Annotated in this window: 23 protein-coding genes; 12 read left to right on the top strand and 11 right to left on the bottom strand. The window is 73.8% G+C overall.

Annotation, left to right across the window (positions count from 1 at the left end; genetic code table 11):
- Window positions 1-74: 74 nt before the first annotated feature.
- The 3 genes from ACN9M0_RS06325 to ACN9M0_RS06315 all read left to right on the top strand — a co-directional run bounded on the left by ACN9M0_RS06325 (window position 75) and on the right by ACN9M0_RS06315 (window position 3,397).
- Window positions 75-1,142, top strand: coding sequence for a PP2C family protein-serine/threonine phosphatase (locus ACN9M0_RS06325; protein ID WP_399697649.1), 1,068 nt, complete (start codon window positions 75-77; stop codon window positions 1,140-1,142).
- Between the two features lie 324 nt (window positions 1,143-1,466).
- Window positions 1,467-2,804: a transcriptional regulator gene (locus tag ACN9M0_RS06320; RefSeq protein ID WP_366040689.1), complete on the top strand. Its 1,338-nt coding sequence runs from the start codon at window positions 1,467-1,469 to the stop codon at window positions 2,802-2,804.
- A gap of 62 nt (window positions 2,805-2,866) precedes the next feature.
- Window positions 2,867-3,397 carry an NUDIX hydrolase gene (locus ACN9M0_RS06315; RefSeq protein WP_366040690.1) on the top strand — a complete coding sequence of 177 codons (531 nt, stop codon included), beginning with the start codon at window positions 2,867-2,869 and terminating at the stop codon, window positions 3,395-3,397.
- A gap of 104 nt (window positions 3,398-3,501) precedes the next feature.
- Here ACN9M0_RS06315 and ACN9M0_RS06310 read toward each other — a convergent pair whose 3' ends face one another.
- On the bottom strand, window positions 3,502-4,362 hold the full coding sequence (locus tag ACN9M0_RS06310) for a 3-hydroxybutyryl-CoA dehydrogenase (RefSeq protein ID WP_366040691.1): 861 nt from the start codon (window positions 4,360-4,362) through the stop codon (window positions 3,502-3,504).
- 199 nt (window positions 4,363-4,561) lie between these two features.
- Here ACN9M0_RS06310 and ACN9M0_RS06305 point away from each other — a divergent pair, with 199 nt between their 5' ends.
- Complete coding sequence (locus ACN9M0_RS06305) at window positions 4,562-5,833, top strand: glycoside hydrolase family 10 protein (RefSeq protein WP_426403257.1); 1,272 nt, start codon at window positions 4,562-4,564, stop codon at window positions 5,831-5,833.
- Window positions 5,834-5,837: 4 nt separating this feature from the next.
- Here ACN9M0_RS06305 and ACN9M0_RS06300 read toward each other — a convergent pair whose 3' ends face one another.
- Entirely contained in the window at window positions 5,838-6,041 is a 204-nt protein-coding gene (locus tag ACN9M0_RS06300; protein ID WP_366040693.1) for a DUF1918 domain-containing protein, read from the bottom strand.
- A gap of 108 nt (window positions 6,042-6,149) precedes the next feature.
- Window positions 6,150-7,100, bottom strand: coding sequence for a DMT family transporter (locus tag ACN9M0_RS06295; protein ID WP_426403256.1), 951 nt, complete (start codon window positions 7,098-7,100; stop codon window positions 6,150-6,152).
- On the opposite strand from ACN9M0_RS06295, the gene ACN9M0_RS06290 reads away from it, so the two are divergent.
- The 3 genes from ACN9M0_RS06290 (at window position 7,099) to ACN9M0_RS06280 (ending at window position 10,571) form a co-directional block, all read left to right on the top strand.
- Complete coding sequence (locus ACN9M0_RS06290; protein ID WP_426403255.1) at window positions 7,099-8,535, top strand: PLP-dependent aminotransferase family protein; 1,437 nt, start codon at window positions 7,099-7,101, stop codon at window positions 8,533-8,535. The genes ACN9M0_RS06295 and ACN9M0_RS06290 overlap by 2 nt on opposite strands.
- A 233-nt stretch (window positions 8,536-8,768) precedes the next feature.
- Window positions 8,769-9,344 (top strand): histidine phosphatase family protein, encoded by a 576-nt coding sequence (locus ACN9M0_RS06285; RefSeq protein WP_366040696.1) that lies wholly within the window; start codon window positions 8,769-8,771, stop codon window positions 9,342-9,344.
- 63 nt (window positions 9,345-9,407) lie between these two features.
- Window positions 9,408-10,571: a methyltransferase gene (locus ACN9M0_RS06280; protein ID WP_426403254.1), complete on the top strand. Its 1,164-nt coding sequence runs from the start codon at window positions 9,408-9,410 to the stop codon at window positions 10,569-10,571.
- Window position 10,572: 1 nt separating this feature from the next.
- On the opposite strand, the gene ACN9M0_RS06275 is transcribed toward ACN9M0_RS06280, so the two are convergent.
- The 6 genes from ACN9M0_RS06275 to ACN9M0_RS06250 form a co-directional block, all read right to left on the bottom strand.
- Window positions 10,573-10,704, bottom strand: coding sequence for a hypothetical protein (locus tag ACN9M0_RS06275; RefSeq protein WP_366040730.1), 132 nt, complete (start codon window positions 10,702-10,704; stop codon window positions 10,573-10,575).
- A gap of 199 nt (window positions 10,705-10,903) precedes the next feature.
- Window positions 10,904-12,502: an ABC-F family ATP-binding cassette domain-containing protein gene (locus tag ACN9M0_RS06270; protein ID WP_426403253.1), complete on the bottom strand. Its 1,599-nt coding sequence runs from the start codon at window positions 12,500-12,502 to the stop codon at window positions 10,904-10,906.
- Window positions 12,503-12,645: 143 nt separating this feature from the next.
- The gene (locus tag ACN9M0_RS06265) at window positions 12,646-13,551 is read right to left on the bottom strand and encodes an RNA polymerase subunit sigma-70 (RefSeq protein WP_366040698.1); all 906 of its coding nucleotides are present in this window, start codon (window positions 13,549-13,551) and stop codon (window positions 12,646-12,648) included.
- Between the two features lie 87 nt (window positions 13,552-13,638).
- A complete protein-coding gene (locus tag ACN9M0_RS06260) occupies window positions 13,639-14,988 on the bottom strand; it encodes a M48 family metalloprotease (RefSeq protein ID WP_426403252.1) in 1,350 nt (449 codons plus the stop codon).
- Between the two features lie 198 nt (window positions 14,989-15,186).
- On the bottom strand, window positions 15,187-16,641 hold the full coding sequence (argG, locus tag ACN9M0_RS06255; protein WP_366040700.1) for an argininosuccinate synthase: 1,455 nt from the start codon (window positions 16,639-16,641) through the stop codon (window positions 15,187-15,189).
- 140 nt (window positions 16,642-16,781) lie between these two features.
- The gene (locus tag ACN9M0_RS06250; protein ID WP_366040701.1) at window positions 16,782-18,173 is read right to left on the bottom strand and encodes a hypothetical protein; all 1,392 of its coding nucleotides are present in this window, start codon (window positions 18,171-18,173) and stop codon (window positions 16,782-16,784) included.
- 333 nt (window positions 18,174-18,506) lie between these two features.
- On the opposite strand from ACN9M0_RS06250, the gene argC reads away from it, so the two are divergent.
- The 5 genes from argC to ACN9M0_RS06225 are packed head-to-tail and all read left to right on the top strand — an operon-like array spanning window position 18,507 to window position 23,361.
- Window positions 18,507-19,535, top strand: a complete 1,029-nt coding sequence (gene argC / locus ACN9M0_RS06245) for an N-acetyl-gamma-glutamyl-phosphate reductase (RefSeq protein WP_366040702.1) — start codon at window positions 18,507-18,509, stop codon at window positions 19,533-19,535.
- Window positions 19,532-20,698, top strand: coding sequence for a bifunctional glutamate N-acetyltransferase/amino-acid acetyltransferase ArgJ (argJ, locus tag ACN9M0_RS06240; protein ID WP_366040703.1), 1,167 nt, complete (start codon window positions 19,532-19,534; stop codon window positions 20,696-20,698). The genes argC and argJ overlap by 4 nt, the downstream gene beginning before the upstream one ends.
- Window positions 20,695-21,597 carry an acetylglutamate kinase gene (argB, locus tag ACN9M0_RS06235; RefSeq protein ID WP_366040704.1) on the top strand — a complete coding sequence of 301 codons (903 nt, stop codon included), beginning with the start codon at window positions 20,695-20,697 and terminating at the stop codon, window positions 21,595-21,597. Before argJ ends, argB begins: the two co-directional genes overlap by 4 nt.
- The gene (locus ACN9M0_RS06230) at window positions 21,597-22,796 is read left to right on the top strand and encodes an acetylornithine transaminase (RefSeq protein ID WP_366040705.1); all 1,200 of its coding nucleotides are present in this window, start codon (window positions 21,597-21,599) and stop codon (window positions 22,794-22,796) included. The genes argB and ACN9M0_RS06230 overlap by 1 nt, the downstream gene beginning before the upstream one ends.
- Window positions 22,797-22,803: 7 nt before the next feature.
- A complete protein-coding gene (locus ACN9M0_RS06225; RefSeq protein ID WP_352020497.1) occupies window positions 22,804-23,361 on the top strand; it encodes an arginine repressor in 558 nt (185 codons plus the stop codon).
- A 100-nt stretch (window positions 23,362-23,461) separates the two neighbouring features.
- Here ACN9M0_RS06225 and ACN9M0_RS06220 read toward each other — a convergent pair whose 3' ends face one another.
- Together ACN9M0_RS06220 and ACN9M0_RS06215 are read right to left on the bottom strand one after the other, a co-directional pair.
- The gene (locus ACN9M0_RS06220) at window positions 23,462-24,061 is read right to left on the bottom strand and encodes a pyridoxamine 5'-phosphate oxidase family protein (protein WP_366040706.1); all 600 of its coding nucleotides are present in this window, start codon (window positions 24,059-24,061) and stop codon (window positions 23,462-23,464) included.
- 66 nt (window positions 24,062-24,127) lie between these two features.
- Window positions 24,128-25,468: a hypothetical protein gene (locus ACN9M0_RS06215; RefSeq protein ID WP_426403251.1), complete on the bottom strand. Its 1,341-nt coding sequence runs from the start codon at window positions 25,466-25,468 to the stop codon at window positions 24,128-24,130.
- Window positions 25,469-25,508: the final 40 nt, after the last annotated feature.

Genomic DNA, 25,508 nt, shown 5'->3' with positions numbered 1-25,508 from the left:
TCGACGCGGCCGCAGGGGCGGACCTGTGTGCCGCAGGGCCTTCGGGCGCTGTCGGGGCTCGGAAAGGGCCGTGCATGATCCGTACCAGGTCGTTGCTCGCCGATGGCTCCCGGCTCCGCCGGCCGGCCCCGCTCGTCCTTCCCACCGCGTGGGGCGCCGTGGCCGTGGCATGGAAGTTCGGCTGTCCGCTGGCCCGGCAGCCGGGGCTGCCCATGCGGATCGCCACCAGCGTCGTCTTCCTCACCGTCGGCATCGGCATGGTGCTGGGCCTGCGCCGGGGCCTCACGCGGGAACTGGCGCGGGTCCGGGCCGTCGCCGCCGCCACCCAGCGGGTCCTGCTGCGCCCGCCGCCGGCCCGTCTCGACGGGCTCGCGCTGGCCGCCGGTCAGCTGTCGGCCTCCCGGGGCGCGTCCGTCGGCGGGGACCTGTACGAGGCGGTGGCCACCCCCTACGGGGTGCGGATCGTCATCGGGGACGTCCGGGGCCACGGGCTGGCCGCGCTCGGCGCGATGGTCGCGGTGCTCGGCAGTTTCCGTGAGGCCGCCCACGACGAGCCCGAACTCGCCGGGGTGCTGCGGCGCTTGGAGCGGGCCCTGGAGCGGCATCTGCGGGAGCGGGCGCGGGACGAGCACCCGGCGAGGTCGGGGGCGGAGCCCGAGCATCCGGCGGCGGAGGAGTTCGTCACCCTGCTGCTCGTGGAGGTCCGCTCCGACGGACGCCTCGCCGTCCTCAACTGCGGCCACCCCGGCCCGTACCGCCTCGGACACCGGGTGGAGCGGCTCCCGGTCGGGGACCCGCTGCCCCCGCTCGGGGTGCTGCCGCTGCCCGCCGGCCTCGTGCCGTACACGGCGGCCCGGCTGCTGCCCGGCGAGACGCTGGTCCTGTACACCGACGGCGCGGAGGAGGCCCGTGACCACCGGGGCCGCTTCTTCGCGCTCGACGCCGCGCTCGCCGGGATGCCCGGCGAGGCGCCCGCCGCCCTGGTCCGCCGGGTCCACGCCGCGCTGCTGCACCACACGGGCGGCCGGCTCGCCGACGACATCGCGCTGCTCGTCGTACGCAACGACCGTGTCCGGGTGCCGGCGCAGCCCGCCGAACCCGGGCTGCGCCGCCCCCGGCCCGCCCCCTCCTCCCACTGCTGAGAGGAGGGGGCCGGGGCCGGCGCCGCCCGCCCCGCCACGGAGTGTCGGGCAGATCAGCGGGGCGGGCGACGCGGACCGGGCGGCCGGACTGTACGAGGGGGAGCCGGCGGCCCGGTCGTCGCCTTGCGGCGAGAAGCACAGTCAACCGGGGCCGGGACGGGCGTGGCAGAGTACGCGCCCCGGGAGAACGGGTACTTCGTTCACACCCCGTGCGAAATCACCGGAACGAGGGGCTTCCGTTCGGTTCGACCCGTATGAATTCAGCCACCGCTACGCTGAGTTCACCGCGCGTGCGGAGCGGCCTTGCGAGCGACCGGAGCGGCCATGCAGCCCAACACCCTGCTCGACGCCCTGCTCGACGAAGCGGGCGTCTCGAACGCCGGCCTGGCCGCCCATGTGAACCGGGCGGGCCGGGCCAGGGGCCTCGCCCTGCGGTACGAACACACCGCCGTGGCCCGCTGGTTGAAGGGCCAGCGGCCGCGCGGTCAGGTGCCGGACCTGATCTGCGAGGTGCTCGCCGCCCGGCTGCGCCGGCAGGTGACCCTGGACGACATCGGCCTCGGGGTGCCGGGCGGCCCGCCGACCGCCGGTTCGCCGCTGTCCGGCTTCGTGGAGCGGGCGGCCGCCCTGTGGCGCTCCGACGAGCAGCAGCGGCCGCACATGGTGGCCGCACCCGCCGTGACCGGCACCCCGGCGGTGATGCCGGTGTGGGAGTGGGAGAACCCGCCGGAGGACGTGGACGTCTCCCGTACGGGCCGGACGATCGTCTCGGCGGCCGACATCGCCGTCCTGAGCGCCGCCCGGTCGCACTACGAGCAGATGTACCGCAAGGCCGGGGGCATCGCGACCCGGGCCCGGATCGTCGGCTTCCTCACCACCGAGACCGCGCCGCTGCTCCGGGGCGCCTACAGCGACGCCCTCGGCCGGCGGCTGCACCGCGCCACCGGCGGGCTCGTGGCGGTGGCCGGGATCTGCGCGTACGACGCGGACGCGCACGGCCTCGCCCAGCGGTACTTCCACCAGGCGCTGCGGCTCGCGAAGGCGAGCGGGGACCGGGGGCTCGGCGCCTATGTGATCGCGCTCCTCGTCAACCAGTCGCTGTTCATGGGGGAGTACCGGCAGTCGGTGGCGTTCGCGGAGGCGGCGCTGCGGGCGGCGGGGCGGCAGATCACCCCGGCGCTCGCCGCCGATCTGACGGCGATGCAGGCGAAGGCGTACGCGCATCTGGGCGACGGGGCCGCCGCGTTGACCTGTATCCGGCGGGCCGAGGCGGCGGCGGAGCGGATCAGCCCGGGGGAGGAGCCGGCGGAGACCGGCTACGTCCAGCCGGGGTTCGTCAACGTGCAGGTCGCCGAGGCCCTGCTCGGGCTGGGTGAACTCGACGCGGCCCACGAGCATGCGACGGCGGCGGTCCGGATGCCCTCGCACGACCGGGGCCGGGTGCACCGGCTCGCCATGCTGTGCCAGATCGAGCTGCGGCAGGGGGAGGCGGACGGGGCGGCGCGCACGGCGGTGGAGATGACCGAGCGGGCGCGGGGGATGGAGTCGCGGCGGCTGCGGGACCGGCTGCGGCAGGTGCGGGAGCATCTCCTCGCGAGCGGCTGCGGGGACGCCCGCGAGGCCGCGGCGCTGATCGAAGGGGCGCTGCGCGTTCCCCTGTGACCCGTCAACTGCTGCGATATTGCCACCAAACAAGCACCGATCAGTCGGAAGGTGGCAAGAACGTGCAGTGGACGAAACTGAGTGAACGCTCGGTCTATGAGAATCGCTGGTTCCAGGTGAACCTGGCGGACGTCGAACTCCCGGACGGCCGCCACCTCGACCACTATCTGATCCGGCTCCGCCCGGTCGCCGTCGCGACGGCCGTCAACGAGGCCGACGAAGTCCTGATGCTCTGGCGCCACCGCTTCATCACCGACAGCTGGGGCTGGGAGCTGGCCGCCGGCGTCGTCGAGGACGGCGAGGACGTCGAGGCCGCCGCCGCCCGCGAGATGGAGGAGGAGACCGGCTGGCGGCCGGGGCCGCTGCGCCATCTCCTCACCGTCGAGCCCTCGAACGGTCTCACCGACGCCCGCCACCACCTCTACTGGGCGGAGCGGGCGACGTACACCGGGCCGCCCGAGGACGCGTTCGAGTCCTCGCGGCGGGCGTGGATCCCGCTGAAACAGATCCCCGACATGATCGCCCGGGGCGAGATCCCGGCCGCCAACATGGCCGCCGGGCTGCTGATGCTCCACCATCTGCGCCTCGGCTGAGGCGCGGGAGCACGATGTGCCGGACGGCCCGTACCTGTGCGGGGGTACGGGCCGTCCGGCCGGAGCGACGGCGTCAGGGGTCGGACACCGGGCTCCGGGTCTTCTTACGGGTACGGGTAGAAGCCCGAGCCCGTCTTGCGGCCCAGCCGGCCCGCGTCCACCATGCGCTGGAGCAGCGGGGGAGCGGCGTACAGCGGCTCCTTGAACTCGGAGTACATCGAGTCCGCGATCGACGCGATCGTGTCCAGACCGATCAGGTCGGAGAGCTTCAGCGGGCCCATCGGGTGGGCGCAGCCGAACTCCATGCCGTTGTCGATGTCCTCGCGGCTCGCGATGCCCGACTCGAACATCCGGATCGCCGACAGCAGGTACGGCACCAGCAGCGCGTTGACCACGAAGCCGGAGCGGTCCTGGGCGCGGATCGCGTGCTTGCCGAGCACCTTCTCCGCGAAGGCCTGCGCCCGGCTGATCGTGCCCTCGGAGGTGGTGAGGGCCGGGATCAGCTCGACGAGCTTCTGCACCGGGGCCGGGTTGAAGAAGTGGATGCCGATGACCTGGTCGGGGCGGGAGGTCGCCACGGCCAGCTTCACCAGCGGGATGGAGGAGGTGTTCGAGGCCAGGATGGCGTCCGGCCGGGTCATCACCTGGTCCAGGACCTGGAAGATCTCGGTCTTGACCTGCTCGTTCTCCACGACCGCCTCGATGACGAGGTCGCGGTCGGCGAACTCGCCCAGGTCGGTGGTGAAGCTGAGGCGGGCGAGCGTCGAGTCCCGCTCCTCCTCGCTGATCTTGCCGCGTTCGGCGGCCTTGTTCAGCGAGTTGTAGAGCCGCGTGCGGCCGATCTCCAGCGCCTCGCCGGTGGTCTCGGCGACCTTCACGTCGAGCCCGCTCCGGGCACACACCTCTGCGATGCCCGCGCCCATCTGGCCGCAGCCCACCACTCCGACGCGCTCAATGTCGGCCATGGAGTCCGTCACCTCGTGCCTTTCGCTCTTCTCGGCGGCGGAGGGCCCGTGTGATTCCGGGTGAGTCCGCCTCTACCCCCACGACGTTACCGCTCATTAACCGATGATCGATCGTCCGGGGCGGGCATGCTGTCCGGGTGCGTGTGACGTATCCGACAGAGGAGGGGTACAAGTGCGGCCTATCGGCAGAAGAGGGTTCGTGGCCGGCGCCACCGGAGCGGCCCTCGCCGTGACGGGAACGACAGGAACGTCACTTCCGGGGATGCGCACCGGAGGCTCGGTGCTTCCCGAGACGGACACGGCGGTGGCCGACGTGCCGGCGGCGCGAAGGAAGCCGCACCGCAGGCGGGAGTTCCGGGGCATGTGGCTGGCGACGGTCGCCAACCGCGACTGGCCCTCCCGCGCCGGTCTCACCGCCGAGCAGCAGCGCGCCGAGCTCCTCGGCCACCTGGACACGGCCGTCGAGCGCCGGCTCAACACGGTGGTCCTGCAGGTCCGGCCGACCGCCGACGCCCTGTGGCCCTCGCCGTACGAGCCGTGGGCGCAGTACTTGACCGGCACACAGGGCCGGGACCCCGGCTGGGACCCGCTGGGCACGGCCGTCGACGAGGCCCACGCCCGGGGGCTCGAACTACACGCCTGGTTCAACCCGTACCGCGTGGCGAACCACACGGACCCGAGCCGGCTCGTCGCCGACCACCCGGCCCGGCTCCACCCGGACTGGGTGCTGCCCTACGGCGGGAAGCTCTACTACAACCCGGGACTGCCCGAGGTCCGGAGCTTCGTCCAGGACGCGATGCTGGACGCGCTGCGCCGCTACGACATCGACGCCGTGCACTGGGACGACTACTTCTATCCGTACCCGGTGGCCGGGCAGGTCTTCGCCGACGACGAGGCGTACGCGCGGTACGGCGGGGACTTCCCGGACAGGGCGTCCTGGCGGCGCAACAACACCGACCTGCTGGTCTCGGAGATGTCCGCCCGGATCAAGGAGACCAAGAAGCACGTGCCCTTCGGCATCAGCCCCTTCGGGGTCTGGCGGAACATCGCCACCGACCCGGAGGGCTCGGACACCCGCGCCGGCGTCCAGACGTACGACGACCTGTACGCCGACACCCGGAAGTGGATCAGGGAGGGCTGGATCGACCACATCGTGCCGCAGCTGTACTGGAACATCGGGCTGCCCGCCGCCGACTACGCCAAGCTGCTGCCCTGGTGGGACGCGGTCGTCCGGGACACCGGCGTCGGCCTCTACATCGGCGAGGCGCTCTACAAGGCGGGGGACCCCGCCCAGCCCGCGGCCTGGCAGGACCCGGGGGAGCTGTCACGCCACCTGGAGCTGGCCCGCAGGTATCCCTCGGTCGGCGGTCACTGCTTCTTCTCCGCGAAGGAGGTGGCCGCGGACCCGATCGGGGCGATGACCACCGTGGTGGCCGATCACTACCCGACCGGGGTCCGTCCGCCGGGGTAGGAACTCAGCGGGTTCCCGCCTCCGGGTGATGGCGTACCACGGTGTCGGGGCCCGGCGACATCAGGGCCTCGTGACCGTCGTCGTCGAACTTCACGCGGTACGGGGGGGTGCCGTTCTCCCCCAGTACCTGAAGGACCTCGGCCGTACGGTCGTGATGACCGACGGTCCGGCCGTGTACCAGCAGCTTGTCGCCCACGCTCGCCTGCATCGGGCTGACCTCCTCGCGACCGGGCTGGAGCCTGAAGACGGCCCCTGTCTGTCATTGTGACCCAGGTCACCCCTCGCCGTCGCGTCGGCTCCCGGCCGTCCGGCGCCCTCAGCTCTTCGCCCGCTGGGTGACCGCGATGCAGACCAGGACCGCCACCGCGGCGACCGGGGCGGCGATCGGCAGGGTCTCGCCGAGCAGGAAGACCGACCAGAAGAGGGTGAGGAGCGGCTGGGCGAGCTGGAGCTGGCTCGCCTTGGGGATGCCGATCGCGGCCATGCCGCGGTACCAGACGTAGAGGCCGAAGAAGGTGGAACCGGCGGCGACCCACACGAGGCCGATGACGCCGTGCGCGGTCAGGTGGACCGGCTCGATCGACAGCGTGACCGCCGAGGCGACCACCATCAGCGGCAGGCAGAGGACCAGGGCCCAGCCGATGACCTGCCAGCCCGGCATGAGCGTGGCGAGCCGCCCGCCCTCGGTGTATCCGGCCGCGCACACGAGCAGCGCCCCGAAGAGGTACAGGTCGCCCGTGGAGACCGCGCCGCCGCTCTGCTGAAGCGTGAAGCCGAGCACCACCACGGCGCCGGAGACGGCCGCGATCCAGAAGGTACGGGACGGCCGGCGCCCGGTCCGCACGGCGGCGAGGGTCGCGGTGGTGAGCGGCAGGAGGCCCACCACCACGGCGGCGTGCGAGGTGGTGGAGGTCTGCAGGGCCAGCGTGGTCAGGAGCGGGAAGCCGATGACGACACCGCAGGCGACCACCGCGAGGCCCGCCCAGTGGCGACGCTCGGGCAGCGGCACCCGGCCCGCGAGCAGGAAGGCGCCGGCGATGAGCGCGGCGAGGGTGGAGCGCACGGCCACCAGCGACCAGGGGCCGAAGCTCTCCAGGCCCCAGACGGTCGACGGGAAGGTGAGGGAGAACGAGATCACGCCAAGACCGGCGAGCAACGTGCCCCGGGTCCCCGGCTCCGCGGCGGCGCCGGCCGACCCGGTCCGGGGCGATCCGGTAGCGGTGACCGCTATCGCAGTGGGGGTAGTAGCGCTATTCTGTGTGCTCATGCATGAGCGTAGCAGTGTCGCGGAACTGGCGAAATCCCTGAAAGCAGAGCTGAACCGCTACTCTCCCGGAGCGAAACTGCCATCGAGTCGGGCACTCGTCGAGCGCTACCGCGTCTCCCCGGTCACCGTCACCCGCGCCCTCGCCCAGCTCGCCGCCGAAGGGCTCGTCGTCACCCGCCCCGGCGCCGGCGCCTTCCGCGCGGAACCGCGCACCCCCACCCCCATCGTCGGGGACACCTCCTGGCAGGAGGTCGCCCTCAGCGCCGACACCGCCACCGAACTCGTCCCCCGGTCCGTCGACGCCTCCGGCGTCCTCGTCACCCTCTCCGCGCCCCCGCCCGGCGTGATCGAGTTCAACGGCGGCTACCTCCACCCCTCCCTCCAGCCCGAGAGCGCCCTCGCCGCCGCCCTCGCCCGGGCCGGCCGCCGCCCTGGTGCCTGGGGCAGGCCGCCCACCGACGGCCTGCCCGAACTGCGCGAATGGTTCGCCCGCGAGATCGGCGGCAGCATCACCGCCGCCGACGTCCTCATCACCGCCGGCGGCCAGTCCGCGATCACCACCGCCCTCCGCGCCCTCGCCCCGCCCGGCACCCCCGTCCTCGTCGAATCACCCACCTACCCGGGCATGCTCGCCGTCGCCCGCGCCGCCGGCCTCCGTCCCGTCCCCGTGCCGACCGACGTCGACGGAGTGCGCCCCGAACTCCTCGAAGCCGCCTTCCGTGCCACCGGCGCCCGCGTCTTCGTCTGCCAGCCGCTCTTCCAGAACCCGACCGGGACCACGCTGCGCCCCGAACGCCGCCGGGAGGTCGTCCGCATCGCCCGCGCCGCCGGGGCCTTCGTCGTCGAGGACGACTTCGCCCGCCGCCTCGTCCACGAGGACGCGCCGCCGCTCCCCGCGCCGCTCGCCGCCGAGGACCCCGACGGCGTCGTCGTCCACATCCGCTCGCTCACCAAGATCACCTCGGCGAGCCTCCGCGTCGGCGTCCTCGCCGCCCGCGGACCCGTCCTGGAACGGCTGCGCGCCATCCAGGTCGTCGAAAGCTTCTTCGTCCCCCGGCCCCTCCAGGAGGCCGCGCTCGAACTCGTCGGCTCCCCGGCCTGGCCCCGCCACCTCCGAGCCGTCTCCCAGGAACTCAGGAGCCGCCGGGAGGTCATGACCGGCGCCCTCGCCCTCCACCTCCCCGAACTCGCCCTCCCGTACGTCCCCTCCGGCGGCTACCAGCTCTGGCTGCGCCTCCCCGACACCCTCCCCGAGGCCTCCCTGCTCGCCGCCGGCCTGCGCGCCGGGGTCACCGCCGCCCCCGGCCGCCCCTACTTCTGCGCCGAACCCCCCGCCGGCCACATCCGGCTGAGTTTCGCGGGTGTCGCGGGCCCCACGGAGATCGTCGAGGGCGTGCGCCGCCTGCGGACGGCCGTGGACGAACTCGCCGGCTGACCCCGGGGGACGGATCGCGCCGGGTCGCGCCGCTTCCCGGCGCGGCCCGCCCCCGTCCCCGGCGCGCGGCCCCTGCACCCGCCGACGCGCACGGCGTGTACGAGAAGGTGGGTTTCACGCCACAGCAGAATCCGGACAAGTGGATGGCTCTCGGGCAGCAGTGGGCCCAGCCCCCTCGGGTCCCGGCATATGACCCCTTGACCAGCGGCGCCACCGGCCTCACGATCGCGGCCATGAGTCTTCGGGTGACGCTCGTCACGGCGGCACGCAGCTCCTCCCTGCTCGCCGAACGCTTCGACGACGACCGGCCGCTGGACGAGGCCGGCTGGTACGAGGTGCAGCAGGCCGCGCCCGCGCTCATCCCCCTCGGCGCGGCCGAGCTGCGCTACTGCTCCCCGACCCCCCGCAGCCGAGCCACCGGCACCGCCCTCGGCTACGCACCGCTCGCCCAGCCCGCGCTGCGCGACTGCGACATGGGCCGCTGGCGGGGCCTGACCCTCGCCGAGGTCGCCGCCCTCGAACCGGCCGCCGTCGACGCCTGGCTCACCGACGCCCGCACGGCCCCGCACGGCGGCGAACCGCTCCTCGCCTTCATCACCCGGATAGGGAACTGGCTCGACACCCGTCCGGCCGAGGACGGCTCCATCGTCGCCGTCGCCGAACCGTCCGTCGTACGGGCCGCCCTCGTGTACGCCCTCAAGGCGCCGCCCGCCACCTACTGGAACGTCGACGTCCGCCCCCTCTCCACCGTCACCCTCACCGGCCGCCCCGGCCTCTGGCACCTCCAACTCGCCACCGCCCCGCACTGACGGCTCCCCGGGCGGCGCGCGAGGTGGGGGACCGGCGCCCCGACCGGCTAGCCTGAGAGCACGATGAACCGTTTGAGCACGTCATGGGGCGCCTTCACGCTGACCCGCTTCCCCGAGGACCCGCGCGACCAGCTGCGAGCCTGGGACGCGTCCGACGAGTACCTTCTCGGGCACCTCGCCGAGACCGGGACCGACCTCTCCGGCACCGTCGCCGTCCTCGGCGACCGCTGGGGAGCCCTCGTCACCGCGCTGCAGGCCGCCGGCCCCCGCGAACTCGTCCAGATCACCGACTCGTACCTCGGCGGCCAGGCGACCCGGGCCAACCTCGCGCGCGCCGGGGCCGCCCCGGACGCCGTCCGGCTGCTCACCACCCAGGACCCGCCCCCCGAGCGCATCGACGTGCTCCTCGTCCGCGTCCCCAAGAGCCTCGCGCTCCTGGAGGACCAGCTGCACCGGCTCGCACCCGCCGTGCACGAGGACACCGTGATCATCGGCACGGGCATGGTCAAGGACATCCACACCTCCACGCTCAAGCTCTTCGAGCGGATCCTCGGCCCCACCCGCACCTCCCTCGCGGTGAAGAAGGCCCGGCTGATCCACACCACCCCCGACCCCACCGTCACTCCGCGCCCGAACCCCTGGCCGCACCGGTACGACCTTCCGCCGGACACCCCCGCGCCCGGCCTCCCCGGGCTCACCGTCACCAACCACGCCGGCGTCTTCTGCGCCGACCGTCTCGACATCGGCACCCGCTTCCTGCTCGCGAACCTGCCCGGCGGCCTCGGCCGGGCCCGCGTCGCCGACCTCGGCTGCGGCAACGGTGTGGTCGGCCTCGCCATCGCCCTCCACGAACCGGACGCGGAACTCGTCTTCACCGACGAGTCGTACCAGGCGGTCGCCTCAGCCGAGGAGAACTTCCGTACCCACGTGGGCCCCGGACGCAAGGCCGAGTTCCTCGTCGGCGACGGACTCGCCGACCTCCCGGAAGGCTCCGTCGACCTCGTCCTCAACAACCCGCCGTTCCACAGCCACCAGGCCACCACCGACCGCACGGCCCGACGCATGTTCGCGGACGCGCGGCGCGCGCTGCGGCCGGGCGGCGAGCTGTGGGTCATCGGCAACCGGCACCTCGGCTACCACGTCACCCTCCGCCGGATCTTCGGCAACAGCGAACTCGTCGCGAGCGACGCGAAGTTCGTGGTCCTGCGCGCGGTGCGTACCTCCTAGTTCATCTGGTCCAGACCCGGGAGCACAGGACGAGCCGGTACCCGTCGGGGTCGGCGACGGTGACGCCGTGCTCGTCCCAGTACGGATGGTGCGCGGGCACCCGGGTCCCGCCGGCGGCGAGCAACCGCTCCACCGGCGCCTCCTCACGATCCGCTCCCGCCGGGTCCCCGAGGGCGTCTGCGTGCGGGCGTCCCCGGTCGTGAGCCGCCGGATCGCGGCCCTCGACGAGGAGATCGCCCGCCTCACGCGCCGACGCGACGAACTGGCGGCCCGGTCCGCCACACCGCCGGTCCGCGATAGCTCGGGCCGGGGAAGCCACGGCTGAAGAGCCGTCACGCCAGGGCGACCAGCTCCCGGTACTCCGCGCTCCACAGGTCCTCGTCCGCGTCCGGGAGCAGCAGGACCCGCTCCGGGCGCAGCGCGTCGAGCGCGCCCTCGTCGTGCGTGACCATCACGATCGCGCCCGGATAGGTGCCCACGGCCGCCAGGACCTCGTCGCGCGAGGCCGGGTCCAGGTTGTTGGTGGGCTCGTCCAGGAGCAGCACGTTCGCACCGGAGTGGACCAGGGCGGCCAGCGCGAGCCGCGTCTTCTCGCCGCCGGAGAGCACCCCGGCCGGCTTGTCGGCGTCGTCGCCCCGGAACAGGAACGCGCCGAGCACCGCCCGTACCTCACCGTCCGTCAGGTGCGGGGCCGCCGCCGCGAGGTTCTCCCGGACCGTACGCTCCGGGTCCAGCGTCTCGTGCTCCTGGGCGAAATAGCCGAGCCGCAGCCCGTGCCCGCGCACCACCCGGCCCGCGTCGGGGTCCTCCTGCCCGGCGAGCAGCCGCAGCAGGGTCGTCTTGCCGGCCCCGTTGAGCCCGAGGACGACCAGGCGGCTGCCCCGGTCCACGGCCAGGTCCACCCCGTCGAGCACCGGCCGTTCCCCGTACGCCTTGGCGAGCGACACGGCGCCCAGCGGCGTCCGGCCGCAGGGGGCGGGCTCCGGCAGCCGGATGCGGGCGACCCGCTCGGCCTGCCGCGCCGGGTCGAGCCCGGCGAGCATCCGGTCGGCGCGGCGCGCCATGCTGCGGGCCGTCGTGGCCGTCGCCACCCGGGACTTCATGCGGTCCGCCTGCGCGTGCAGGGCGGCCGCCTTCCGCTCGGCGTTGGCGCGCTCGCGCACCCGTCGCCGCTCGTCGGCGTCCCGCTGGGCGAGGTACGCGTCCCAGCGGGTGTTGTGGACGTCGAGCGCGGCGCGCTGCGGGTCGAGGTGGAAGACCCGGTTGACGGTGTCGGCGAGGAGCCGCACGTCATGGCTGATCAGCACGAGTCCGCCCCGGTGGGCGGCGAGGTGGCCGCGCAGCCAGCCGATCGAGTCGGCGTCCAGGTGGTTGGTCGGCTCGTCGAGCAGCAGCGTGCCGTCCCGCCCGTGACCGGCGAACAGGATCCGGGCCAGCTCGACCCGGCGCTTCTGGCCGCCGGACAACCGGCCGACCGGCCGGTCCATGAGCGTGTGGGGCAGGCCGAGGCCGGCGGCGACCCGGGCGGCCTCCGCCTCCGCCGCGTACCCGCCGCCGGCCTCGAAGGCGGTCTCGGCCGCGTCGTACGCGGCGAGGGCCCGCGCGTCGGACGACTCGCCGAGCCGGCGGGCGGCCTCCGCGAGCCGCCGCACCGCCCGGTCGAGACCGCGCGCGGAGAGGATCCGGTCGGTGACGGTCATGGCGGGGTCGGCGGCCCGCGCGTCCTGGGCGAGATGGCCGACGGAGCCGGTACGGGTGACGGTGCCGGCGGCCGGGGCGCGCAGCCCGGCCAGGGTGTCGAGCAGGGTGGTCTTGCCGGCGCCGTTGCGGCCGACCAGGCCGATCCGGTCGCCGGGGGCGACGTGGAAGGAGACGCCGGACAGCAGGAGCCGGGCGCCGACGCGCACGTCGGCACCACGAACGGTGATCATGAGGTAACGCTCCGAAAGGAGTTGAGGACACACGGGTGGCGTGGGTGCGTGGTCCTCAGCTAGGAGATTCGGGGCGTCGACATGCCGTGGAGGCTAAATGGTGCCGGCCCCTCGGCGCACCGGATTTTCTCCCGGCCCGTACCTCACGAGTCGGGAAAGGCCAGGTCGAGCGCGCGGACCAGGTCCTCCCCGGCGGTCAGGGAGAGGGCGACGATCCGGCCCCGGCGGAGGGTGGCCGCGACCGCCGAGACCGGCCGGCCGGCGGCGAACCCGACCGCGCCGACGGCCCCGTCGACCAGCGCGGGCCGGGACACGTCCGCGCCCCGCGCGAACGCGGCGGCCGTCTCCGCGACCGCTGCCACCCCGTGCACCGGCCCGCCCGCGGCGTACGCCACGACCTCCGGGTCGAGCACGGCCACCAGCGCGCGGACGTCACGCGCGCGTGCGGCGGCCAGGAACCGGTCCACCACCGCGCGCTGCCGCCCCCGCTCGCCCTCGGTACGGGCCGCCCCGCCGCCCCGGATCCGCTCCCGGGCCTGCCGCGCCAGCCGCGCCGCCGCCTCCGGGGACCGGCCGATGATCCGCGCGGTCTCGCACGGCGGCAGCCCGAACGCGTCGTGCAGGACATAGGCGAGCCGCCCCTCGCTCCCGAGCCTCTCCAGCATCACGAGCAACGCCACCCACAGGGAGTCGACCCCGTCCGGGAGACCCCCCTCGGGACCCCTCGCGGGATCTCCCTCGGAACCTCTCTGGGGAGCCCTCTCGGGACCCCTCTCGGCCCGGTCGGGTCCGACCCCGTCCTGCCGCCCGCGCCACCGTTCTCCCGCCCCCCGCTCCTGGAGCCCCCGCACGCATGCCTCGCTCACGGCCGCCGTCAGCCAGGCCCGCTCCGTCGCCCCGCCGTCCCGCCCGAGGCCCGCCCGCGTCGCCGCGAGAGCCTCCTCGGCCGCCGCCGACGACCCCGTGATCCGCAGGGCGACGGCCCGCAGCTGCTCCTCGTGGGCATCGAACCGCCCGGTCAGGGCGGTCAGAAACGTGTCGTCGTGCATGGCGCCTCACTCCTCGTCGGTTCCGTCACCGCGTTGACGCGAGGACCCGCCGGTATGTGACAGCAACCGCCCCGGGAGCCTGCGGGATCAGCCCCGCAGGAGCTCCCGCGCCACGCTCCGCCTGACCGCGGCCAGCTCCCCGTCGACCTCCGCCGCCCTCGCCGCGTCCAGGACGAGGACCGCCCCGCCCGGGGCGCCCCGCGTCAGCCGCCGGTGCCGCAGATGGGTGGGCGGGTGCGTCGCGTCCACCTGGTGACCGCGCCGCTCCGCGACCCGGCGCAGCCGCTCGTACTCGTGCTCCGGAACCGCCGCCGCATACGCGGCCAGACGCTCCCAGAGGCCCTCGGACGGATCCTCGCGCCGCGCCGCGCCACCGATCCGGGTCCGCGCCGCCACGGTCTCGCGGCGCAGCTCACCGGCGACGCTGCCGCTGACGAGGAGCCGGTCCATCAGCCCGGCCGCCGCCTCCGTGCCCGCCGCGCGGGCGGCGGTCGAGTCGGCGAGGTACTCGGCGCGCTGCGACTCGCGCAGGGTCAGGTGCTCCAGGAGGGCGAGGACGCCGTCGACGAGCAGCCGGGGCAGGGCGGTCAGCAGGTTCGCGAAGTCCTGGGCCAGGCCCTGGGCGGGCACCGGGGCCAGCGTGTAGCGCCAGGTCCCGAGCGACTGGAACGCGGCGCCGACGAGCACGGAGCGACGGGTGTCCCCGTGCGCGTAGTGCCCGAATTCGTGGCCGAGGAGGGCGATCCGCTCCTGCGGGGACAGGATCTCCCAGAGACCCAGGCCGATGTGGAGCACGCGGTGCTGCCGGATGCCGTACGTGCGGACCGAGGCGTTGGCGTCGGCGTCGATCACCACGGCCCGGACGCCCGTCGTGCCGACGGTCCCCGCGACGTCGTCGAGCAGGGCGAAGAGCCGCGGCGCGTCCGTCCGGCGCAGCAGCGCCCGGCGGCCGCCGTCCTTGGGGAGGCGGCCGAAGCGGGGCCGCAGCACGACGGCGAGGCCGATCATCAGGGCCCCCACCACGGGCAGGGCGCCCCGGCCCGCGAAGACCAGCCAGAGTCCGCCGGCGAGCAGCGCGACGGTCACGCCGTGGACCGCCACCGCGAGCGCCGTGGCGAAGACGCCGGCCGTCCCACGGCGTCTCCCCGTCCGTGTACCCGGCCGGGTCCGGTCGGCCGTCGTGCCGGCCGCCGTGCCGGGCGCGTCTCCGGTGGCCGGGTCCGAGAGCTCGGCGAGGAGCTGCTCCCCGTACCGCTGTGCGAGGCGCCGACGAAGCCGCTCGATCCGCCCCGGCGTCTCCTCGTCCCGCACCCCGGGGTCCACGTTCCAGTCGCACGCGGCGCACCAGGTGACGTACTGCCCGCCCACGTCCACCGGCTCCCCGCACTCGGGGCAGCCTCTTCCCGTCGCCCGGACCGTGTCCGCCGTCTCCGTCATTCCGTACTCCCCACCCCAGGCGCGCCCGAGGGCGCGCCCTTACGTTTCGCGCAGACAGTAGCGGGTCCGCGGCGGCCCTCAGGAACCGCTCCGACCAGCGGAAAGGCCGGCCCGACACAAAGGTGTCGAACCGGCCTTTCCGTGGCTGCGGTGCTACGCGTCGGCCCGTGCCGAACCGGGTTTCCGCGGAGTCGTACGTCAGTCCGTGCCGAACTCCATCGCGGCCCGGTCCAGCATCTCCTCGTCGCCGGAGACCTCGCCGCGGGAGGCGATGGCCTCGGCGCCGCCCTCGGGCATCTGCGTCATGGTGCCGATGAGACCGGTCGCGGCCGCCTGGGCGGCACCGATGGCGGGGCTGCCGGTGCCGATCAGGCCGAGGCCGGCGTACTGCTCCAGCTTGGCGCGCGAGTCGGCGATGTCGAGGTTGCGCATGGTGAGCTGGCCGATCCGGTCCACCGGACCGAAGGCCGAGTCCTCGGTGCGCTCCATGGACAGCTTGTCCGGGTGGTAGCTGAACGCCGGGCCCGTGGTGTCGAGGATCGAGTAGTCCTCGCCGCGCCGCAGCCGCAGCGTCACCTCGCCGGTGACGGCCGCGCCGACCCAGCGCTGGAGCGACTCACGGACCATGAGGGCCTGCGGGTCCAGCCACCGGCCCTCGTACATGAGGCGGCCGAGACGCCGGCCCTCGTTGTGGTACTGGGCGAGGGTGTCCTCGTTGTGGATCGCGTTGACCAGGCGCTCGTACGCGGCGTGCAGCAGCGCCATGCCGGGGGCCTCGTAGATGCCCCGGCTCTTGGCCTCGATGATCCGGTTCTCGATCTGGTCCGACATGCCCATGCCGTGGCGGCCGCCGATGGCGTTCGCCTCCATGACCAGGTCGACGGCGGAGTGGAACTCCTTGCCGTTGATCGTCACCGGGCGGCCCTGCTCGAAGCCGATGGTGACGTCCTCGGTGGCGATCTCCACCGACGGGTCCCAGAACTTCACGCCCATGATCGGGTCGACGGTCTCGACGCCCGTGTCCAGGTGCTCCAGGGTCTTGGCCTCGTGGGTGGCGCCCCAGATGTTGGCGTCGGTGGAGTACGCCTTCTCGGTGCTGTCCCGGTAGGGCAGCTCATGGGCGAGCAGCCACTCGGACATCTCCTTGCGGCCACCGAGCTCGGTCACGAAGTCCGCGTCCAGCCAGGGCTTGTAGATCCGCAGGTGCGGGTTGGCGAGCAGGCCGTAGCGGTAGAACCGCTCGATGTCGTTGCCCTTGAAGGTCGAGCCGTCGCCCCAGATCTGGACGTTGTCCTCGAGCATCGCCCGGACCAGCAGGGTGCCGGTGACGGCGCGGCCGAGCGGGGTGGTGTTGAAGTAGGCGCGGCCGCCCGAGCGGATGTGGAACGCGCCGCAGGTGAGCGCGGCGAGCCCTTCCTCGACCAGCGCGGCGCGGCAGTCGACCAGGCGCGCGATCTCGGCACCGTAGGTCTTCGCGCGGCCGGGCACCGAGGCGATGTCGGGCTCGTCGTACTGGCCGATGTCGGCGGTGTAGGTGCACGGGATGGCGCCCTTGTCGCGCATCCATGCGACCGCGACGGAGGTGTCGAGGCCGCCGGAGAAGGCGATGCCGACGCGCTCGCCGGCGGGCAGGGAGGTGAGGACCTTGGACATAGGAAGAGTATGCATCATCTCGCATGGTCATGCAAAGGGTGGTTCTCCGCGGCCGGGAGGGGGTGGTTCTCCGGGGCCGGGAAAGGATGGTTCTCGGCGGCCGGCGAGGGGCGGTTCCCGGTGGCCGGGAAGGGCGGCTCTCAGAGGCCGGGAACGCCCGCCCGGTCCAGGAGCGCCCTCATCTCCGCGACCGGCAGCGCCGGATTGCAGGCAGCCGCCGCGCCCACCTTCGGATCCTCCAGCAGTTCGAGCAGCCGGGCCACCGGAAGCCGCTGATCGAGTGCCGCCGCCTCCCGCACCGACGCCGCCGGATCCCGGCTCAGCCCCTCGACGAGTGCGGCTGTCGCGCCCGGATCGCGCAGGGCCAGCCGGCGGGCCTCCGGCTCCGGCGCGTCCGCGAACCGCTCCGCGAGGCCCGCCGCCGGGAACCGCGGCCGGGAGATCAGTGAGGCGACGGCCCTGTGGGTGCCGTGCAGGTACAGGTCGAGCAGCAGCTCCGGCGGCGCCATCGGGTGGTACTCGGCGAGCAGCAGGCGTACGGCGAAGTCCGCGTCGCCCGCCAGCAGCTCCACGCAGTCCTCGGGCAGCTCCGGGCACACCGCGGCGCTGCGCCGCAGCCAGGTGTGCGCGGAGGTCGCGCACCGGCGCAGGACGTCCGTGTCCTCGCGCGCGTCCCACACCCACCGCAGCGTGTCGAGTCGGTCCTCGGGGCCGACCGTCCAGTCGATCGCGGCCCGTTCCTCCTCCGACAGCTCGGGACGGGCGGAGACCGCGAGTCGCACGGCGGGGTCCTCGTGACCGGCGAGCCCCGCCGCCAGATCGGAGGGGCACGTGGGGTTCCGTACGAGTCGGGCGAGCCACGCCCCCTCGGCGAGGAGGCGCTCGGCGAGCGGACGCCCGAGCCGGCCCCGCTCCACCACGTCCCCGAGCTGCCACCCGCCGGCGAAGGTCTCGACGAGCTCGGCCGTACGCTCCTCGTCCTCGTGCATGACGTGCAGGGACGCGGCGGTGCGCACCGCCTGGTCCGCGTCGTCGAGGAGCGCGGTGCGCACGTCGTCGGTGAGGTCGTCCCAGACGCGACGGCAGGCGGCCAGCCGGAACAGCGGGTCCTCATGTCCGGTCAGCGGCACCAGCACGTGCGCCGGCACGCTGGCCGATTCGAGCGTCAGGTGCCGGACCGCGGCGCGCTCGTGGTTCAGCAGCCGCTCGTACGCCCGGTCGGGCAGGGGTGGCGCCTGGGTCCGGTAGGGGGTGGGGCCGACGGCGACCGCGAGGGCGTCCGACGCCGGGCCGTCGAGGAGGCGGGCGCGCAGCTCGGGGTCGGCTGCCGCGCTCTCCGCGAGCAGGGTCCGGACCCGGCGGCGGGGGTGGTGGAGCATGGCCTCGGCCACGCTGTCGGGCAGCGATGAGCGCCAGGACAGCCGGTACGCGATCCAGTCGTCGCCGTCGTCCAGGGCCAGGAGCCGCAGGAGCACGTCGGCCGGAGCCGCCGGATTGCTCGCCAGGCCGTCCGCCGCGTGATGTGTCGCCATGTGCTTCCCCGTCCCCTGCTCCCCGTGCGTCCAGCGGCAGCGTACGTCCCGTGCGGGGCCCCGTCGGAGCGCTCGGCGGGGGCCGAGGGGTGGGTGAGGGTCCTGGGGGTCGTCAGGTCGTGCCACGAGGGGCGAGCGATATTGAACGGATGTAGACCGGAGGTGCGGGCCGGCCGCCCCGGCCCGTCGATGGGCCAGAGGTGCGGGCCGGTCGCCCCAGGCCCGCCGATCGACCGGATGTGCGAGCCGGTCCCCCGGGCGCGTGGGTCGCCATGATCGTTGCATAAAAGTTCGGCGGCACGTATAGTCATGCCATCCATGAGGAGGGTTTCGATGACGGTACGAGTAGCAGTGGCGGGTGCGAGCGGATACGCGGGCGGAGAGCTCCTGCGTCTCCTCATCGCCCACCCCCACGTGGAGATCGGGACACTGACCGGGCACTCCAACGCCGGACAGCGACTCGGGGCCCTCCAGCCCCACCTGCTCCCGCTCGCGGACCGCGTCCTCGCGCCCACCACGGCCGAGGAGCTCGCCGGGCACGACGTGGTGTTCCTCGCGCTGCCGCACGGCCAGTCCGCCGCCGTCGCCGAGCAGCTCGGGCCCGACGTGCTCGTCGTCGACATGGGCGCCGACTTCCGCCTCAAGGACCCGGCCGACTGGGAGACGTACTACGGCTCCCCGCACGCCGGGACCTGGCCCTACGGCCTCCCCGAACTCCCGGGTGCCCGCGCCGCCCTGGAGGGGTCCAAGCGCGTCGCGGTCCCCGGCTGCTACCCGACCGCCGTCTCTCTCGCGCTCTTCCCGGCGTACGAGGCAGGTCTCGCGGAGCCCGAGGCCGTGATCGTCGCCGCCTCCGGCACCTCGGGCGCCGGCAAGGCCCTCAGGCCGCACCTGCTCGGCAGCGAGGTCATGGGCAACATGTCCCCGTACGGCGTCGGCGGCGGCCACCGCCACACGCCCGAGATGATCCAGAACCTCAGCGGGCCGGCGGGGGAGCGGGTCACCGTCTCCTTCACGCCGACCCTGGCCCCGATGCCCCGCGGCATCCTCGCCACCTGCACCGCCACCGCGAAGCCCGGCGTCACCGCCGAGACCGTACGGGCCGCGTACGAGAAGGCCTACGCGGACGAGCCCTTCGTCCACCTGCTCCCCGAGGGGCAGTGGCCGGCCACGGCGTCCGTCTACGGTTCCAACGCCGTTCAGGTACAGGTCACGTACGACGCGGCCGCGAACCGGATCATCGCGATCAGCGCCATCGACAATCTCACCAAGGGCACCGCCGGCGGCGCCGTGCAGAGCATGAACATCGCCCTCGGGCTTCCCGAGGACACCGGACTTTCCACGATTGGAGTCGCTCCATGAGCGTCACCGCAGCGAAGGGATTCACGGCGGCGGGCATCGCCGCCGGGATCAAGCAGAACGGCAACCCGGACCTGGCCCTCGTGGTCAACACCGGGCCCCGCCGCGCCGCCGCGGGAGTCTTCACCTCCAACCGCGTCAAGGCCGCCCCCGTCGTCTGGTCGCAGCAGGTCCTCGCCGACGGCGAGCTCACCGCCGTCGTCCTCAACTCCGGCGGCGCCAACGCCTGCACCGGACCGAAGGGCTTCCAGGACACCCACGCCACCGCCGAGAAGGTCGCCGAGGTCCTCAGCGCGCAGGGCACCGAGGTCGGCGCCGGCGAGGTCGCCGTCGCCTCCACCGGCCTCATCGGCGTCCTGCTCCCCATGGACAAGCTGCTCCCGGGTGTCGAGACGGCCGCCGCCGGACTCTCCGAGCACGGCGGCGAGAAGGCCGCCATCGCCATCAAGACCACCGACACCGTCCACAAGACCTCCGTGGTGACGAAGGACGGCTGGACGGTCGGCGGCATGGCCAAGGGCGCGGGCATGCTCGCCCCGGGCCTCGCCACCATGCTCGTCGTCCTCACCACCGACGCCGACGTCGACGCCAAGGGCCTCGACGCCGCCCTGCGGAGCGCCACCCGGCTCACCTTCGACCGGGTCGACTCCGACGGCTGCATGTCCACGAACGACACCGTCCTCCTGCTCGCCTCCGGCGCCGCCGGCACCACGCCCGCGCAGGACGAGTTCGCCGAGGCCGTCCGCACGGTCTGCGACGACCTCGCCCGCCAGCTCATCGGCGACGCCGAGGGCGCCAGCAAGGACATCCGCATCGAGGTGATCAACGCCGCGACCGAGGACGACGCCGTCGAGGTGGGCCGTTCCATCGCCCGCAACAACCTCCTCAAGTGCGCCATCCACGGCGAGGACCCCAACTGGGGCCGGGTGCTCTCCGCCATCGGCACCACGCAGGCAGCCTTCGAGCCCGACGAGCTCAACGTCGCCATCAACGGCGTCTGGGTCTGCCGGAACGGCTCGGTCGGCGAGGACCGCGACCTGGTCGACATGCGCTACCGGGAGGTCACCGTCACCGCCGACCTCGCCGCCGGCACGGAGTCCGCCGTCATCTGGGCGAACGACCTCACCGCCGACTACGTCCACGAGAACAGCGCGTACTCGTCATGAGCAACACCGCGCGGAAGCACACCGCCCTCCCGAAGGCCCAGATCCTCATCGAGGCACTGCCCTGGCTCACCCGCCACCACGGCAAGACCGTCGTCATCAAGTTCGGCGGCAACGCCATGATCGACGAGGACCTCAAGGCCGCCTTCGCCCAGGACGTCGTCTTCCTGCGCCACGCCGGCCTCAAGCCGGTCGTGGTGCACGGCGGCGGCCCCCAGATCAACCGGGCCCTCGACCAGGCCGGCCTGGTCAGCGAGTTCAAGGCCGGCCTCCGGGTCACCACCCCCGAGGCCATGGACGTCGTACGGATGGTCCTCGCCGGCCAGGTCCAGCGGGAGCTCGTCGGGCTGCTCAACCAGCACGGCCCCTTCGCCGTCGGCATGACCGGCGAGGACGCCCACACCATCACCGCCACCCAGCACCGGCCGGTCATCGAGGGCGAGCGGGTCGACATCGGCCGCGTCGGCGAGATCACCGCCATCGAGACCGGAGCCATCGAGGCCCTCCTGGAGGACGGCCGCATCCCGGTCATCTCCTCCATCGCCCGCTCCCAGGACGACGGACATGTCTACAACGTCAATGCTGATACGGCGGCTGCGGCACTCGCTGCGGCGCTGGGTGCCGAGACCCTGATGGTCCTGACCGACGTCGAGGGCCTCTACGAGGACTGGCCGAACAGCGACGAGGTCATCAGCAGGCTCACCGCCACCCAGCTGGAGAAGCTGCTGCCCGACCTCTCCAGCGGCATGGTCCCCAAGATGGAGGGCTGCCTGCACGCCGTACGGAACGGGGTCACCACGGCCCGCGTCATCGACGGCCGCGTCCAGCACTCGATCCTGCTGGAGATCTTCACGGACGAGGGCATCGGCACGATGGTCGTGCCGGACGGACAGGGGGACTGATGAGCGGCAACACGGAGCTGACCCAGCGGTGGCAGGGCTCGCTCATGAACAACTACGGCACCCCCCGGCTGCCGCTCGTCCGCGGTGAGGGCGCCAAGGTCTGGGACGCCGACGGCAAGCAGTACCTGGACTTCGTCGGAGGCATCGCCGTCAACGCCCTCGGCCACGCCCACCCGGCGGTCGTCGAGGCCGTCACCCGGCAGATCCAGAGCCTCGGCCACGTCTCCAACCTGTTCGTCGCCGAACCGCCCGTCGCCCTCGCCGAGCGCCTGCTGAGCCTCTTCGGCCGGCCCGGCAAGGTCTTCTTCTGCAACTCGGGCGCCGAGGCCAACGAGGCCGCGTTCAAGATCGGCCGGCTCACCGGCCGCTCCCACATGGTCGCCACCGACGGCGGCTTCCACGGCCGGACCATGGGCTCCCTGGCGCTCACCGGCCAGCCCGGCAAGCAGACCCCCTTCCTGCCGCTCCCCGGCGAGGTCACCCACGTGCCGTACGGGGACGTGGAGGCGCTGCGGGCCGCGGTCACCGAGGACACCGCCTTCGTCATCATCGAGCCCATCCAGGGCGAGAACGGCGTCGTCGTCCCGCCCGCCGGCTACCTCAGGGCCGCCCGGGAGATCACCCGGGCCACCGGCACGCTCCTCGTCCTCGACGAGGTGCAGACCGGCATCGGCCGGTGCGGCCACTGGTTCGAGTACCAGGCCCACGAGGGCGTCGAGCCGGACGTCGTCACCCTCGCCAAGGGCCTCGGCGGCGGCCTCCCGCTCGGCGCGACCGTCGCCTTCGGCGAGGCGGCGGAGCTCTTCACGCCCGGCCACCACGGCACCACCTTCGGCGGCAACCCGGTCGCCTGCGCCGCCGGACTCGCGGTCCTGGACACCCTCGGCGCCGACGCGGCCCTCGACCACGTGAAGTCGGTGGGGGAGCGGCTGCGCCAGGGAATCGAGGGTCTGGGGCACCCGCTGGTCTCCCACGTCCGTGGTGCGGGCCTCCTGCTGGGTATCGTGCTCACCGGGCCCCTCGCACCCCAGGTGCAGCAGGCGGCCCAGGACGCCGGCCTCCTGGTGAACGCGCCCGCCCCCGACGTCGTACGGATCATGCCTCCGCTGGTCCTCACCGACGCCGAGGCGGACGCCTTCCTCCAGGCGCTGCCCGGCGTCCTGGACGAGGCGAACGGGCAAGGACGAACCGGGGAATGAGACGACGATGACCGACGCGCAGGAGAACGAGCACTGGGGGTCCCCCCAGGCGGAGCCTGGGGGCGGGCCGTCCGTTCCGCAGACCCGCACCGCACGCCACCGCAGGATCGTCGACATCCTCAACCGGCAGCCGGTGCGCTCGCAGAGCCAGCTCGCCAAGCTCCTCGCGGACGACGGACTGAGCGTCACCCAGGCGACGCTCAGCCGCGACCTCGACGAGCTCGGCGCGGTGAAGATCCGCAACACCGGCGGCGAGCTGATCTACGCGGTGCCCAGCGAGGGCGGCTTCCGCACCCCGCAGGCCCCGCTCGGCGAGTCCGCCAAGGAGGAGCGCATGCGCCGCCTCTCCGGCGAACTGCTGATCTCCGCCGAGGCCTCCGCGAACCTGGTGGTGCTGCGGACCCCGCCGGGCGCCGCCCAGTTCCTCGCGTCGGCCATCGACCAGGCCGAACTCCACGCCATCCTCGGCACCATCGCGGGTGACGACACGCTGCTGCTCATCAGCCGCGACCCGGCCGGCGGCCAGGCGCTCGCCGACCACCTGCTGAAGCTGGCCCAGAAGTAGCCCCGGCAGCCCGTCGCGCACGGGCTCGCACGGTGTGATCGCCGTCGGAACGCCTCGCGTTCCGACGGCGATGTGCTGTGCGTACGAGGGCCGCTCCGTGCTACTCGGCGGGCAGCGGAGGCAGCGGCAGCGGGAGGGCCGGCAGCCCGTCCAGGCTGTTCGCGAGGAGCTCCTTGCGCTGGCAGTACGCGTTGAACTCGTCGTCGGTCTTCCGGTTGAAGTACTCGGCGTGCATCGAGCGGTCCTCCTGGTACTCCATCAGCGGGACGGCGAACCCGCAGGAGTCGCTGACCCGCCGGGCGTGCACCAGGACGATCGCCCGCGCGCTGCCCTGCCCCTCCACGGCCTCGGCCGGGAAGCGCGCGAACAGCTCGCCCCAGCGCGGATCGTCCCGGAGCACCGCCTCCCCGGTGCCGTGCACCCGCACCACGGTCGGCGGGCCCGAGAACGAGGTCCACATGAGCGTGATGCGCCCGTTGCCCGGCTCCCGCAGGTGCGCGACCGTCTCGGCGCTGCTGCCGCCGAAGTCGACGTAGGCGAGGGTCAGTTCGTCGAGCACGACGAGCGTGCCCCTGCGCCCCTTGGGGGAGAGGTTGACGTGACCGTCGCCGGAGAGGGGAGCGGTCGCGGTGAAGAACACCGGCTGCTCCTCGATGAAGGCCCGAAGCCGCCCATCGATACGCTCATACGTTTTTCCCATGGCGGGATTTTCCCATGGCTCGATTCCTCCCCTCGCGGGCCGGTCGTCGCCGCCTTCCAGGTGGAGTCAGAGCCAGAGCAGCGCCTGGGAGTTGAAGCGCAGCCGCGGCTCGGCGTCGTCGGTGAGCGAGCGGGCGATCTCCCGAAGTTCGGGTCCCCCGCGTGCGGTCAGCAGCCTGAACGCCCCCACGCGCACGTGCCGGGGACGCTCCGTCCCGAGCCGTGCCCGCAGCTCGGCCACGGGCAGCCGGTCCGCCCACGGTACGAGGGCGGTCGCCGTCTCCCGTACGACCCCGGGCGCGGGATCGTCGAGCAGCGGCATCAGCCGCACCGCTTCCGATGCCTCCAGCACGCGCAGGCCGGCCACCGCGTGGGCGCGCACACCCGGGTGCGGGTGGTCGGTGAGACCCCACAGGAGAGCGGCGTCGTCCCGCACGCCGCACTCGGCGAGCCCGAGGGGCGCGGCCGGGGGCACCGTCGCGCCTGAGCACAGGGCCCGGTAGAGCGGGGCGGCGTCGACCCCCTTCTGCCGCAGCACGTACCGCGCGCATGCCCGCACCAGGGGCGAACGGTCCGCGAGGAACCCCTCGGCCTCCTCGGCGCGCCCGGCCCGGCGCAGCGCCGTCACACCGGCCGCGCGCACCCGGGGGAACGCGGAGCGCAGCAGCGGCGCGAGGACCTCGTCCCCGGTCTCCGGGCCCACCCCGGCGACCGCGCCGTCCGCGCAGATGTCCTGGATCACCACGTCCGGGTCGGTGGCGGCGACCGCCGCGAACCGCTCGGGGGAGAGGTGCCGCCGCTCGGCCGCGATCCGGTGCGCCAGGCGCCGGGTCGCCCGGTCCCGGCTGACGAGCACGGCTTCGAGCACGGACCCCGGACCCTCCCGGAGTGCCGCCTGGAGCAGGGCCCGGGCGGCGTCCCCGCGCCGGCGCGCGGCGGTCCGCATGACGACGGGCGCCAGGACGGCGACCGCGCCGGGGCCGGCGGCGGGGAGGGCGCCCCCCAGCAGGCCGCGGGCCACCTCGCGTACCACCGCCACCCAGTCGGAGCAGCGGAGCGCCACGAGGGGCAGCAGCGGCTGAAGGTCCGGCGCGGGAAGGTCGGCCGCGCGCCGGAGGGCCGCCTCGCGTATCCGGCCGTCGGGGTGGCAGAGCGCGACGGCGAGTTCGGGCCCCTCGGGCTCGCGGTGCTTCAGGTTCAGGGTGGGCAGCGGTGCGTCCCACGACCAGTGGAAGCGGCGGCCGGTCGCCCAGGAGTGGCTCGGCAGCGCGGACGGACGGGTGCGGGCGAGCTCCCGCACGCCGAGGTCGAGACCTGTCCAGGCGTTGGGGTCCGACGTGTCGATCGCCGACGCGAGCGGCGTTCCCCGGGCCAGTCGGGTGGCTCCTGTGGTGTCCCTGTCTTCCATGGGCGGAGCGTAGGGGCAGGCTGGACCGGGGCGCTCCGGG

Origin of the sequence: Streptomyces sp. R-07, assembly GCF_049913175.1 — a bacterium.
In the GTDB taxonomy this organism is placed as follows: Bacteria; Actinomycetota; Actinomycetes; order Streptomycetales; family Streptomycetaceae; genus Streptomyces.
This window is presented reverse-complemented; position numbering and strand designations above follow the sequence as displayed.

Coding starts and splice junctions, on each gene's coding strand:
- argG (WP_366040700.1), bottom strand. CDS start 16,641: ATGTCCAAGGTCCTCACCTCCCTGCCCGCCGGCGAGCGCGTCGGCATC.
- ACN9M0_RS06230 (WP_366040705.1), top strand. CDS start 21,597: ATGAGCGGCAACACGGAGCTGACCCAGCGGTGGCAGGGCTCGCTCATG.
- ACN9M0_RS06225 (WP_352020497.1), top strand. CDS start 22,804: ATGACCGACGCGCAGGAGAACGAGCACTGGGGGTCCCCCCAGGCGGAG.
- argC (WP_366040702.1), top strand. CDS start 18,507: ATGACGGTACGAGTAGCAGTGGCGGGTGCGAGCGGATACGCGGGCGGA.
- ACN9M0_RS06300 (WP_366040693.1), bottom strand. CDS start 6,041: ATGCAGGCGAGCGTGGGCGACAAGCTGCTGGTACACGGCCGGACCGTC.
- ACN9M0_RS06260 (WP_426403252.1), bottom strand. CDS start 14,988: ATGACGGAGACGGCGGACACGGTCCGGGCGACGGGAAGAGGCTGCCCC.
- ACN9M0_RS06285 (WP_366040696.1), top strand. CDS start 8,769: ATGAGTCTTCGGGTGACGCTCGTCACGGCGGCACGCAGCTCCTCCCTG.
- ACN9M0_RS06325 (WP_399697649.1), top strand. CDS start 75: ATGATCCGTACCAGGTCGTTGCTCGCCGATGGCTCCCGGCTCCGCCGG.
- ACN9M0_RS06290 (WP_426403255.1), top strand. CDS start 7,099: ATGCATGAGCGTAGCAGTGTCGCGGAACTGGCGAAATCCCTGAAAGCA.
- ACN9M0_RS06250 (WP_366040701.1), bottom strand. CDS start 18,173: ATGGCGACACATCACGCGGCGGACGGCCTGGCGAGCAATCCGGCGGCT.
- ACN9M0_RS06270 (WP_426403253.1), bottom strand. CDS start 12,502: ATGATCACCGTTCGTGGTGCCGACGTGCGCGTCGGCGCCCGGCTCCTG.
- argB (WP_366040704.1), top strand. CDS start 20,695: ATGAGCAACACCGCGCGGAAGCACACCGCCCTCCCGAAGGCCCAGATC.
- ACN9M0_RS06215 (WP_426403251.1), bottom strand. CDS start 25,468: ATGGAAGACAGGGACACCACAGGAGCCACCCGACTGGCCCGGGGAACG.
- ACN9M0_RS06295 (WP_426403256.1), bottom strand. CDS start 7,100: ATGAGCACACAGAATAGCGCTACTACCCCCACTGCGATAGCGGTCACC.
- ACN9M0_RS06280 (WP_426403254.1), top strand. CDS start 9,408: ATGAACCGTTTGAGCACGTCATGGGGCGCCTTCACGCTGACCCGCTTC.
- ACN9M0_RS06220 (WP_366040706.1), bottom strand. CDS start 24,061: ATGGGAAAAACGTATGAGCGTATCGATGGGCGGCTTCGGGCCTTCATC.
- argJ (WP_366040703.1), top strand. CDS start 19,532: ATGAGCGTCACCGCAGCGAAGGGATTCACGGCGGCGGGCATCGCCGCC.
- ACN9M0_RS06320 (WP_366040689.1), top strand. CDS start 1,467: ATGCAGCCCAACACCCTGCTCGACGCCCTGCTCGACGAAGCGGGCGTC.
- ACN9M0_RS06265 (WP_366040698.1), bottom strand. CDS start 13,551: ATGCACGACGACACGTTTCTGACCGCCCTGACCGGGCGGTTCGATGCC.
- ACN9M0_RS06310 (WP_366040691.1), bottom strand. CDS start 4,362: ATGGCCGACATTGAGCGCGTCGGAGTGGTGGGCTGCGGCCAGATGGGC.